Annotated in this window: 7 protein-coding genes and 2 pseudogenes; 1 reads left to right on the forward strand and 8 read right to left on the reverse strand. The window is 55.8% G+C overall.

Annotation, left to right across the window (positions count from 1 at the left end):
- Window positions 1–93 precede the first annotated feature (93 nt).
- A pseudogene (locus JZI28_RS04625) lies at window positions 94–1,406 on the forward strand (IS256 family transposase); the annotation flags it as partial.
- Window positions 1,407–1,415: 9 nt separating this feature from the next.
- Here the strand turns inward: JZI28_RS04625 and JZI28_RS04630 are convergent.
- The 8 genes and pseudogenes from JZI28_RS04630 to istA all read right to left on the reverse strand — a co-directional run bounded on the left by JZI28_RS04630 (window position 1,416) and on the right by istA (window position 11,916).
- Window positions 1,416–3,308, reverse strand: coding sequence for a hypothetical protein (locus JZI28_RS04630; protein ID WP_375699384.1), 1,893 nt, complete (start codon window positions 3,306–3,308; stop codon window positions 1,416–1,418).
- 37 nt (window positions 3,309–3,345) lie between these two features.
- Window positions 3,346–4,658: pseudogene (locus tag JZI28_RS04635) on the reverse strand (IS256 family transposase); the annotation flags it as partial.
- A 54-nt stretch (window positions 4,659–4,712) separates the two neighbouring features.
- Window positions 4,713–5,540 carry a hypothetical protein gene (locus JZI28_RS04640; protein ID WP_375699385.1) on the reverse strand — a complete coding sequence of 276 codons (828 nt, stop codon included), beginning with the start codon at window positions 5,538–5,540 and terminating at the stop codon, window positions 4,713–4,715.
- Between the two features lie 555 nt (window positions 5,541–6,095).
- Window positions 6,096–6,671, reverse strand: coding sequence for a transposase (locus JZI28_RS04645; protein WP_375699386.1), 576 nt, complete (start codon window positions 6,669–6,671; stop codon window positions 6,096–6,098).
- A gap of 250 nt (window positions 6,672–6,921) precedes the next feature.
- Window positions 6,922–7,257 carry a DUF6634 family protein gene (locus JZI28_RS04650; protein ID WP_375699387.1) on the reverse strand — a complete coding sequence of 112 codons (336 nt, stop codon included), beginning with the start codon at window positions 7,255–7,257 and terminating at the stop codon, window positions 6,922–6,924.
- Between the two features lie 178 nt (window positions 7,258–7,435).
- Window positions 7,436–9,205: an AAA family ATPase gene (locus JZI28_RS04655; protein ID WP_375699388.1), complete on the reverse strand. Its 1,770-nt coding sequence runs from the start codon at window positions 9,203–9,205 to the stop codon at window positions 7,436–7,438.
- Window positions 9,206–9,709: 504 nt separating this feature from the next.
- Window positions 9,710–10,474, reverse strand: coding sequence for an IS21-like element helper ATPase IstB (gene istB / locus JZI28_RS04660; protein ID WP_375698424.1), 765 nt, complete (start codon window positions 10,472–10,474; stop codon window positions 9,710–9,712).
- Window positions 10,471–11,916 carry an IS21 family transposase gene (istA, locus tag JZI28_RS04665; RefSeq protein WP_066601477.1) on the reverse strand — a complete coding sequence of 482 codons (1,446 nt, stop codon included), beginning with the start codon at window positions 11,914–11,916 and terminating at the stop codon, window positions 10,471–10,473. Before istA ends, istB begins: the two co-directional genes overlap by 4 nt.
- Window positions 11,917–11,951: the final 35 nt, after the last annotated feature.

An 11,951-nucleotide genomic window follows, 5' to 3' on the forward strand; every position in this document is an offset into this window, starting at 1 on the left:
TGGCCAAGACATATTCATAGAACTTACGGTCTTTGGGATGAGCTATGCGGGAGTTTGGGTGATGGCGTGATTTGAAGGGCGGCGTATTGTGGCGGTGTAAAAGCCAGCCAGAACCTCACAAGGAGCAATACGCCATGAAGAACGATACAGACATTCTGCCATTTCGCCAATCGGATTCGATCACAGATCCATTGACCGAGCTTGCGCGGGAAGGGGCGCGGCGCATGCTGGCGGAGGCATTGAAAGCCGAAGCTGATGCTTTTGTCGCCAGTTTCGCCGATGACCGACTGGAGGATGGCCGCCAACGGATTGTGCGGCATGGATTTGGACCAGAACGTCAGATCCAGACGGGGATTGGCGCACTGGATGTGCAGCGACCGAAGGTGCGCGACCGGAAGGCGACCCCTGATGCAGCCTCAAAAGTCCGCTTCACGTCGAACATATTGCCCAAATGGGCGCGCCGCTCGGTCAGTCTGGATGCGCTTTTGCCGGTGCTTTACCTGAAAGGTATCTCAACCGGCGATTTCCAGGAGGCGCTGTCAGCCATTTTAGGGGCTGATGCACCCAACCTGTCGCCCAGCGTACTGGCCCGCCTGACAGCGGGTTGGCAGACAGATTATGACAGCTGGGCGCAGCGAGATCTATCGGCTCGTCACTACGTCTACATCTGGGCGGATGGTGTCTATCTTCAGGCGCGGATGGAAGAAAATGCCGAGTGTATGTTGGTGATCATTGGCGCGACACCGGAGGGTAAGAAGGAACTGCTCGGCTTTCAGGTCGGCCTTCGAGAGAGCACGCAGAGCTGGCACGAGTTGCTGACTGACATCAAGAAGCGCGGACTGTCCGTCGCGCCCGAGATCGCGGTTGGCGATGGGGCCATGGGCTTCTGGAACGCGCTGGATAAGGCGTTTCCAAGCACAAAACACCAGAGATGCTGGGTACATAAGGTGAAAAATGTGCTGAACTATTTTCCCAAGCAAATGGGACCCGGCGTGAAGTCGGATCTGGACAACATTCAGCACGCCGACACCCGTGCTGCCGCAATATTTGCCTTGGATACTTTCAAAGACAAATATGGCGTGAAATACGAAAAAGGTGTGGCCTGTCTGATCAAGGACAAGGACGCGATGCTGGCATTCTTCGACTTCCCGGCCGAGCATTGGGGCCATCTGCGCACCTCGAATCCCATCGAGAGCGTCTTCGCAACGGTGCGGCATAGAACGGTGCGCACCAAAGGCGCACTCTCGCAAAAGACCGCAAAACTGATGGTCTTCACCCTCATCCAGTCCGCATCGAAAACATGGCTGCGCCTCAAAGGCAGAAATCAGTTGCCAAAAGTCATCGAAGGAATCAAATTCAACGACGGCGTCGAAGTGAAGAATGACGCCAAAAACCGCGCCGCCTGATGACGCGCGTCACCCAAATTCAAGCATAGCTCCTTTGGGATTTGTTGCCGTCATCTCCTTTATGGCCGCCATCAATGTACGCATCGTGTGATGTGCGAGATCTTTACGCTGATTTTCAAGATGCACTGTCTGGCCATCAATCTTGATACTGATTTCACGTAAATCGTTTGGGTCGAGTCGAACTTCGACCAATCGCTTGCCTTGACTGATATGCTTTGGGAAGAGCGAGGCATCGCCGAATGGGATACCGCATATACGAACTCCCTCTTTTGTAAGCATGCGCGTCAGCTTCAAGCCCGTCGCATTGCGCCGCACGCGCAAAGGTGGAGGTGGCACGGCACGGTATTTCTGAGCATCCCTCCAAGCATCGATTGGACGCTTGCCCAAGAGCCCATCATGCACCTCTAAATGATAGTGATCGACAAGATGCCGGATCAACAGATGCCGAAATTCCTCTGCATTGAAGACAGCCATACCTTCTTTATCATATGCTGCGAGACAGGTGTGAGAATACCCGGTCTTGCCCGGCAGTTCGTCTGCCAGCGTTGTCCTTAGCCCACCAAAGAACCGCTCGACGAAAGGCTTGTCCATTGGAACGCCGGCGCGGCCAAAGATGAATGAGCCGCCAGCGGCAAGGATAGCTTCCTGCACCTCGTCATTAAAAAATTCTGGCCCGGTATCCACGATGATCGTTCCGATACCACAACGTTGCGACCAAACCGAAGTGCATCCCGCCAATCGACCGATATCGGTCTTGTCGCGCATAATTTGGTCAAGAACATCAATGACCGTTGCCGAATTTGGCTTTTCGGCCATTCCTGCACCGAGGACCACGCGTGTTGCCACGTCTACAGCAATGCAGATCCACAGCCTTTGCCGCTGTTTTTTCTTGCCGCGCCGCTTTCCGTCTTTGAGCAGTTTTTGGACATCTGGCGTCAGAATGCCCCAGAATTTACTTTGTTTGCTGAATGTGAACACATCGCCCTGCCAGAAGTCGAGTTCGATCATTTCACCGGGCTTGAGGGCGCGTACACCATGTTGTGTCGGTGAAAATTGTTTCTGGGCAGCCTGGTAGCCTTCCCGTCCAACCACCAACTGCAGCTTTGAAAATTTATTCAGTCGCTTGAAAACCGTGTTTTTGTGGGGCACCGTGAAATTTTGGTTGCGGCCATTCTGGGCGCTCTGCTTCTGTGCCGCCGCAAACTTTTTCTTTACCAGCTCGTATATGGATGTTTTCGAAGGCTGTGCTGTGTTGAGATAGGCCTGACAACATTGATCCAAAAGATCACTGCAGGCGAGGCTCATTTGCAGACGCCCTTTATTGACAGGTGGTTTGCTGATCAACAGCCGCGGATGCCGTTTTGCGTACGGCACCTCGAAGTAAGTCCGGCAGTAATTGCTGATCGACTTAGCCCCCCAACCACGTGCTTTGAATTCTCCGTTCTTGGTGGTTGAACCTAGTGCGTTCAATCGTTGCCGATCAGTAGCACGCGCTTTGATTTCATCGTAGTTATCCTGGATTTGCTTTTCGGTGTAAGTGGCAGGCTCTCCTTTCAGAACCGCCCTGGCGGCTAGGCACCAAGCTTCACGTTGGTACGCAGCTCGCTTGTCTTTCGCTGAGCGGTTTTCAAAAGAGACTTGGGCATGGTGCCCAACCATAGTTTCTGCGATTGAGGGGGCTTCTGCGCTGAAATCCTGATCAATCTCGACATCCAAGCGAGTCAAAAGTTCGTGGATCTTCTCGTCCGTGATGACCATGTATTGGGGCTTTTCGTCCCTACCAACAAACCTATCGCGGACAGTAACCCCTCCTTTGACCGCTCCGACGACAACCACTTGATAACCGTCGTAGGCGATCAAGGTGCCCGGTTGAAAATGAAATGATTGGACGACAGCATTCATTCCGGGAGCTATGCTTGAATTTGGGTGACGCGCGTCATCAGGCGGCGCGGTTTTTGGCGTCATTCTTCACTTCGACGCCGTCGTTGAATTTGATTCCTTCGATGACTTTTGGCAACTGATTTCTGCCTTTGAGGCGCAGCCATGTTTTCGATGCGGACTGGATGAGGGTGAAGACCATCAGTTTTGCGGTCTTTTGCGAGAGTGCGCCTTTGGTGCGCACCGTTCTATGCCGCACCGTTGCGAAGACGCTCTCGATGGGATTCGAGGTGCGCAGATGGCCCCAATGCTCGGCCGGGAAGTCGAAGAATGCCAGCATCGCGTCCTTGTCCTTGATCAGACAGGCCACACCTTTTTCGTATTTCACGCCATATTTGTCTTTGAAAGTATCCAAGGCAAATATTGCGGCAGCACGGGTGTCGGCGTGCTGAATGTTGTCCAGATCCGACTTCACGCCGGGTCCCATTTGCTTGGGAAAATAGTTCAGCACATTTTTCACCTTATGTACCCAGCATCTCTGGTGTTTTGTGCTTGGAAACGCCTTATCCAGCGCGTTCCAGAAGCCCATGGCCCCATCGCCAACCGCGATCTCGGGCGCGACGGACAGTCCGCGCTTCTTGATGTCAGTCAGCAACTCGTGCCAGCTCTGCGTGCTCTCTCGAAGGCCGACCTGAAAGCCGAGCAGTTCCTTCTTACCCTCCGGTGTCGCGCCAATGATCACCAACATACACTCGGCATTTTCTTCCATCCGCGCCTGAAGATAGACACCATCCGCCCAGATGTAGACGTAGTGACGAGCCGATAGATCTCGCTGCGCCCAGCTGTCATAATCTGTCTGCCAACCCGCTGTCAGGCGGGCCAGTACGCTGGGCGACAGGTTGGGTGCATCAGCCCCTAAAATGGCTGACAGCGCCTCCTGGAAATCGCCGGTTGAGATACCTTTCAGGTAAAGCACCGGCAAAAGCGCATCCAGACTGACCGAGCGGCGCGCCCATTTGGGCAATATGTTCGACGTGAAGCGGACTTTTGAGGCTGCATCAGGGGTCGCCTTCCGGTCGCGCACCTTCGGTCGCTGCACATCCAGTGCGCCAATCCCCGTCTGGATCTGACGTTCTGGTCCAAATCCATGCCGCACAATCCGTTGGCGGCCATCCTCCAGTCGGTCATCGGCGAAACTGGCGACAAAAGCATCAGCTTCGGCTTTCAATGCCTCCGCCAGCATGCGCCGCGCCCCTTCCCGCGCAAGCTCGGTCAATGGATCTGTGATCGAATCCGATTGGCGAAATGGCAGAATGTCTGTATCGTTCTTCATGGCGTATTGCTCCTTGTGAGGTTCTGGCTGGCTTTTACACCGCCACAATACGCCGCCCTTCAAATCACGCCATCACCCAAACTCCCGCATAGCTCTCATTCCGGCCACCGTAAGATCGTTGGATAGTCGGTTGTTTCAAACCTAGAAGCGGCCAGTTTTCTGTCTGCAATCGCCCGGAGAACTGCGTCAAAAGCACGTCCGTCATCCGCTAGACGCGGCCCCATCCGGCAACGCACAACAAGCTCTTCTACGGTGAAGCAATCTGAATTTCTAAGGTCCTGGAGGACTTCCGCCAGACGTTGATCGGCCTCAGCATCTGGAACGCGTTTGGCAATGAGTTTCCTCTCAAGGTTTCCGCGCTCTGGTGCCGGATAAGCTGCTTCGGAAATTTGAGCGAAGCCAACACCGGTGGGCAATTTTTCACGAATTGCCTCGCAGATCAATGCAGTCCTCGGGTGCCCCAGGCTGTCTTCGTTGCGTACAAACATGTACGTTTTCGAACCGTCTTTGCGGGTCAGTAAGAAATCGAGGGTATTAGACTTCACCTCATCGATTGGCTTATCGAAAATGACCTTTAGCGGCTGGCATTTTAGACCCCATGTATTTGGATGGATTAAGCAAGAGATCGCCGTTGATCGCTCCAAGCTGCTTTCGAAGCCGACGGGACGTGGCAGGTTATCATCGTCCTCGGTACGACCAGAAAGCTTTCCGGTTTTTGACCAATGGCTCCGATGTACTGTGTTGCGCAGCCCATCATAAGGAAGGATTTGGTCCAATCCCTCGTACCCCACATTGAGATCAGGGGACGGGAAGATTTTGAACTCGCCCGCTTCAGGATCGACGCCGTCAATAACGCTCACGTTCCCGAACGCATTCCATTTTTCTCTCTCTATCTGAGCCGTGCTGTTGTCCTTTTCGGCCATAATCTCTCCGTTGCCGGAATCATGGTTCCGACTTGTTTCATCTGATTTCGGGGAGTTCCGCGCTTGCCATGGCCCTTTTTGGCAAGTGATCTACGGGCGGTATCTGCCCCGACTTTGCGCGCGTCACGTCAGTGACGTGCGTTTTCTTTTCTGCTGTTTCTTCTGTTCTTTGTCGGCTCCCGTACGAGGCTTGATTTGGGTCTTTTTTGATTATTGATAAACTGGATGTCCGATCCGGACTTGCTTTGCAAGCATTTGATTGTAATAGGGTTTTTCGGTCTATTGGAAATTATTTCAGCGATTTTTTTATTCGCAAAAATGCCGATGGTGCGATTGAATGCCTGCAGCGTGTCTCCCTTTTTTTTCGCATTTGTGTCATCCACAAAATATCGAGGTTCCGCTCAAACTGGAACAAGATTTGGGGCGAAATAGCCCTCTTGATGTCGGATATCTGTGGATAGAGAATCTCGTTAACTCAATAGTCGCATATTTTCGCATGCAGGGAGGGCCTACCGCGCGGTCAAAACGGGATGCGAAAAAGCGCAAAGAATGAGCTCAGAAATTGCGCAGCCGTTCTGACCGGAGCGTATATTGGTCGTGGATCCAAAGAAAATATGCCTCCGACCCCTCGGAAAGCCCTTCTGGACTAGAAATTGATTCGATGCAGATACAGCGGGCAATCAGGCTGTCATGGCCGTGTTTCGCGATGTCGCCCATAATCAGGCCCCGTAAGCGACACGTGGCCGCGTAAGAAATCCCCAACTGGCTGGCAAGGGATTTACCAGTCAACGATACGCCCATCGCATCATGCGAATACGCTTGGATGATCGTCTCGGTCGCTTGGAACCAGTTCGTCAAACTGACGCGGCTGCGATGAAGTAAGCTGTAAGACTTTGACGTAAACTGGAAAAGACAGGTCTGGCAGTGAAACGTTTGCCGACCTTCAAGAAAACCGATGAACTCTTCATGACACCTCGGGCAATGAACGCCGTTAGGCCACCTGATTTCAACAAGGCGAGCATGGCAAGCCAACTCATCTGGAAAAGTGTTCAGCACCCCGGCGTCCGGAAGCCGTAAATTCAGTTCCATCCAGCGCAGCCGCGCGACTTCAAACTCAGTCAATCCGCTCATGTTGTTCTCATAAGCGAAAAACAGTTCCTGAGTGAAGCATTCGCAGGTGGGACAAGGCAGTGTAAGGACTTCGAGGCTATCCCTCCTCCTGGCACCTACGGAAAATTACCTGTTGCGAAAAAACGCCTTTCACTTCACCCGTCATTGCTGCGTTGCGTGGCCACGTGTCATTCGCACTTTGCCCCCCCAATGCTCCACGCATACAGGCCCCTCGCAATGCAGGGAAAGATCACTCATCCCCTTCAAGTCGTCACCTTGTCGGGATTTCAATCGACCGCGTATGCGGGTCTAAAACCTCGTCGAGGATCAACTCGCCCATAAAGCTGCGATTGTATGTCCCGAGTCGATAAAACCGGCTCCAACTGCGCGCCCAGCCATTCTTGCAATCGAGCCTTAGGTAAGGCGATGTAAAGATCCTGGCACCGTCACGCAGACGCGGATGGCCTGTCACGCTGCCATATAGGCGGGCACAGCCGTCAACCCCGCTGCCGGGGGACCAGTCCTCCAGCAGCGGCGCGTTTGCGAGGACGTCTGCCGCTGGCGGCGTCGTGCTGAGCCCTTCCAGGGTGTCCAGAATATCCAGCAACGTCGGGGGCTCTGCCCGGTCGCGTCGCGCGTCAAGTCTGTACTCATTGACTATGAAACGCAAGCATCGGCCGAGCTCGATTGCTGGGTTGTCGTTACCACCCCCACCTGATCCAAGCAGACTGCGGACCAAGCGAATTTCATCTTGCAAAGGCCAAAGGGGATCGAATGGTTGCTCGTCAATTGTCATGCTGACGCCCCATTGCTTCATAAAGAACGTCGATAATGTCCGCCCCATCCAATTCACGCCTTTGTTCCAAAATCTTGGCGAGAGCCAAAAGTGCAGGCTTGTTGGCCTGCAAAAGCTCGAAAGCTGCCGTCCTTGCGTTCTGTAGAACGGCCTCAACACGTCTCTGAATGGGCTTTGGCAACAGGTCCAAAGGCGTCCTGCCATCACGCCATGAGATGTCTTTGCCAAGGCCGTGGCTGACCTCAGAGCGTATCGCAAGTTTTGTTGCCTGCGCGATATCACTGACCATTGAGCCGCCCGCTCCGAAAGAGGGTTTTTCAAGCAAGATGCACTCGGCTGCAAAACCGGCAAATTGCACTGACATCCGTGCTTCGACAGTTTCTTTCGTTTCGACGGCAACTTCCGGGATCAGAACATGCCCCCCGCGAGCGGTGACGCGCACTTGGCGCGCGACAGGAAGGCCGAGGAGATGACCAGCAAGAAGGTGCCCAGCTTCATGCACCGCGATCCGCCAGACGTGATCGAGGCCGAGGGTCGGCAGCATGACGTCAGCCGCTGCCTGAATGTCAGAGAAATCAAGCGGTCGGCGGGATGCGCGCGCTCGGGTCTTTGCATCCCGCACCAGAGCGGTCAGTTGCGCACCGGTGGCGCCAGCAAGCTGGTCGACAAACCCTGAGGTGGCGCTTTCATCCAAAACCCCGCCAAGCTCTTTTAGCAAGAAATGACGGACGCCATCGCGATCGAGTGGCCTGACAAAAATATGTTTGTCGAAGCGTCCTGGCCTGACGACAGCTGGATCGATGCGATCACGATCATTGCTGGCGGCGATCAAAATGACGCCTGGCGTTGCCGACAGCTCGTCAATCAATGTCAGAAGACCATTGACCACTCCAATGATGTAACCGTTCTCGCTGTTGTCACGGTTGTAGAAGCTATCAATTTCGTCGACAAAGAAGACTGCAGGGGCCTTCAGAATGGCTTCTTCAGCCGCATTATTGAGGGCCTTGAGCATATCGCCTTGGTGCCCATTTTTCTGGCAGTCCGAGTAGCTCGTCTTAACGAAACCAACTCCGGCCGATCCGGCAAATGCTGTTGCAATCAGGGTTTTCCCGGTGCCCGGTGGCCCAAGCAACAGAAAACTTTTTGTGACCTCCTGCCAGTCCAACCGACCGGCCTGCCACTCTTCGATGTCGACAATGACCTGCCGCATCGCTGACACGGCTTCAGGTTGGCCGTAGACATCATCGAGTGACCCATGCAGCTTGGGCCGGGCAGTCTGAAGAACGAGCTGCAGCTGCTCAATCGCCTGTTTGACATCCGGCGCCGCGAAAACTGGAATAAGCTGCGTGGCGGATAGCTTCGCAATCTCCCTGTCTTTGAGCGAAACCTCGACATGGCTGGCCGCATGAATCTGGCGCAGGACCTCAGCAATCATCCTGCTATTGACGGCTGGCAGAGTGAGCGCGGACAAGACCAAGGATGATTGCTCTGAGGCCAGGCTTTCCCGCCGGGCCGAAAGCGCAATGACAGCCGCGCCCTCCAATAGGCGTCGATCCACCATTTTGTGAAACCCCGGCCGCCCCCCGGCTGATCGCTCGGTCACGATCGCCGGCTCGGCATTTTCCGGCCACAGGTCCATATCCGGCAAAAGGACGAACAGCCGGTCGCGATCGGGTTCTGTCGCCCCGGCAATCTCGAGGATGAAGCCAGCTGGCACGTCCAGACTTTCCAGCCCGGCATCGTGCATGGCGCGGTACAATCGAAGGATCATCAGCCCATGAAGGGCGTCGTCCGGCGTGGCTGCGACAGCGGGCGGTTTGCGGGACGGATCCTTGCCGGGGCGCGCGCCATTCCAGTCACGCTGCAGTTTCTGTTCGAAATATTCCCGAAGCTTTGCAGAGCCCGGGATCAGTGTATCGGTCTCAGACACGACCCCCTCCTTGTCTTGCAGGCGAGGGCATCGCTTGGGCGACGGGCGCAGGTGTCTTGGTTTTCCAAATATTCAAGATCAAGGCTGGGATCCTTTCTTTCGATCGGCAATAGGGTACCGTCCGCGCAAAACGCGGGTCTGGATCGACTGAGCGAGAACGCTTTCTGTCAACGGCGGAGTAAAATCAGACCATTGGGCGGCGCAAAAGTAGGCCACTTTGGTGTTGTGCGTGACGGGTGCGCAGAGCGCAGGCGGCCAGTCAACCGCGCTCCCCAAATAGCTGGCGGTTGACTGGCCGTCTTGGCCCGTGAGGGCCAAGCCATGGATTTTCGATCAGGGGGTTTTGGTGGCTTTTCGCGCTTGGCTCTGAGCCAGGCGATAGCTCTCGCCATTCATCTCGAGGATGTTGACGTGGTGGGTCAACCGGTCGAGAAGCGCGCCGGTGAGGCGCTCGGTGCCGAAGGTTTCCGTCCATTCATCGAAGGGCAAGTTGCTGGTGATCAGCGTGGCCCCACGCTCGTAGCGTTGCGAGATCAATTCAAAGAGCAACTCGGCCCCGGTTTTGGAGAGAGGGACAAAGCCCAATTCGTCGATGATCAGCAGTTTTACGTTGGCCATCTGTTTTTGAACCCGAAGCAGGCGGCGCTCGTCACGCGCTTCCATCAGTTCGTTGACCAAGGCTGCGGCGGTGGTGAAGCTGACCGTCATCCCTTTCTGGCAAGCGGCAAGCCCCAGGCCGAGGGCGACATGGGTTTTGCCCGTGCCGCTTGGGCCAAGGGCGATCACGTTCTCACGCCGCTCGATCCAGTCGCAGCGCGCCAGCTCCAGCACTTGCATCTTGTTCAGTTTGGGGATCGCCTTGAAGTCGAAGCTGTCGAGGCTTTTGGTGGCCGGGAACTTGGCCGCCTTGATGCGGCGCTCGACCATCCGTCGCTCGCGATCGATCAGCTCCAGTTCGACCAAGCGCGTCAGGAACTGGACGTGGTCCAAGCCCTCGGCAGCGCATTGGCGCGCAACTTTCTGATACTCGCGCAGGAACGTCGGAAGCTTCAGCGTCTTGAGATGATGTTCCAGCAGGATCTCGGGGACATGGGTCATTCCGCAGCCTCCGACATCAGGGACATGTAGCTGGCCGCTGATGTCGTCTCGACCTGCGCCCGTGGCAGGTAGGGGTACACGTCGAGATCGAGCCGTGGTGGACGCTTCTCGACCTGGCACAGCACCAGATGCTTCACGGCATCAAAGCCGACCGCGCCCATCTTCAGGGCCTGCTTTACGGCGACGTGCAGGTCATCCATGCCGAAGCTTTCCAGCAAGCGCAGGACCTGCACATATTCGCGACGACCGATCTTTAGCATGCGCGCTTCCATCAAACGGCGCAGCGTGTCGAACTCTTCGGGCAAGTCCCATTCCGCGAGGGGCGCGGCCTGATCCAAAGCATTGATCTTGCGTTCGATGAGCGGGAGGTAGTGGATCGGATCGAACACCATGTCCTCGCGCGCGTAGCATCGCGGATGGCGCGCGATCACGTCTCCACGGCAGCCAATCACCACCTGATCGACATAGGCCCGCACCCAGACATCCTGATGGCCGTAGGCCACGGGGACCGAGTAATCGTTGGTGTCGTAGCGGACCAAAGATTGGGAGTTCACCCGACCGTTGGCTTGTGCGCAGGCCTCAAAGGGAGCGGCTGGCAAGGGGCGCATCTCGGCCTGATCCCGTTGCAAGCGCACGCCGATCGTCTCCGTATGTCCCCGCAAGATGTCGCCCTGACGGGCGCGGCACTGCTCTTCGAGATAAGCGTTGAAGCTCTCCCAGTCCGGGAAGTGGGGGATCGGCACCATGTGGTTACGGCGAGCATAGCCCACCATTCCCTCAACATTCCCCTTATCATTCCCTTTGCCGGGCCGTCCGTAGCGATCTCGGAACAGGTAGTGTGACAGCAACCCGCTGAACAGCTTGGCGCGTACCCGGGTACCATCCGGCTGGATCTTCGAGACTAGGCAGCGGTCATTGTCATAAAGCACCGACTGCGGCACCCTGCCAAAGAAGGCAAAGGCATGCACATGTCCGTCCATCCAGGCCTCCGCCGTGGCCGCCGGGTAGGCCCGCACGAAGTAGGCATCGCTGTGCGGCAAATCCAGGACGAAGAAGTGGGCCTTTTGCTCAACGCCTCCGATCACAACGACCGCTTCGCCAAAATCGGCCTGCCCATGGCCCGGCGGATGTGCCAGAGGCACGAACATCTCACGGCTGCGCCGTTCACGCTGCCGAACGTAGTCTTTGATGATCGTATAGCCGCCAGTGAACTCGTGCTCCGCCTTGAGCCGCTCGTGGATCCGCTTCGCCGTGTGGCGCTGCTTGCGGGGCACATTCTTGTCCCCTTCAAGCCAGCCGTCGATGATCTCCGTAAATCCATCAAGCTTCGGACGCTTGATCTCCTTCGTGCGCCGGTATCCAGGCGGCGTTGAGAACGCCAACATCTTGCGAACGCTGTCGCGCGATATGTTGAAATGACGCGCCAGCTCCCGCTGGCTCATACCCTCGCTGCGCGCCAGCCTGACCTTCCTGTAAA

The sequence above is a fragment of the Pseudophaeobacter sp. TrK17 genome (assembly GCF_042192375.1).
GTDB lineage: Bacteria > Pseudomonadota > Alphaproteobacteria > Rhodobacterales > Rhodobacteraceae > Pseudophaeobacter.

What these genes read in the sequence shown, in the direction of transcription:
- JZI28_RS04630 (WP_375699384.1), bottom strand. Translation starts at nt 3,308, where the DNA reads ATGAATGCTGTCGTCCAATCATTTCATTTTCAACCGGGCACCTTGATC.
- JZI28_RS04640 (WP_375699385.1), bottom strand. Translation starts at nt 5,540, where the DNA reads ATGGCCGAAAAGGACAACAGCACGGCTCAGATAGAGAGAGAAAAATGG.
- JZI28_RS04645 (WP_375699386.1), bottom strand. Translation starts at nt 6,671, where the DNA reads ATGAGCGGATTGACTGAGTTTGAAGTCGCGCGGCTGCGCTGGATGGAA.
- istB (WP_375698424.1), bottom strand. Translation starts at nt 10,474, where the DNA reads ATGACCCATGTCCCCGAGATCCTGCTGGAACATCATCTCAAGACGCTG.
- istA (WP_066601477.1), bottom strand. Translation starts at nt 11,916, where the DNA reads ATGAGCCAGCGGGAGCTGGCGCGTCATTTCAACATATCGCGCGACAGC.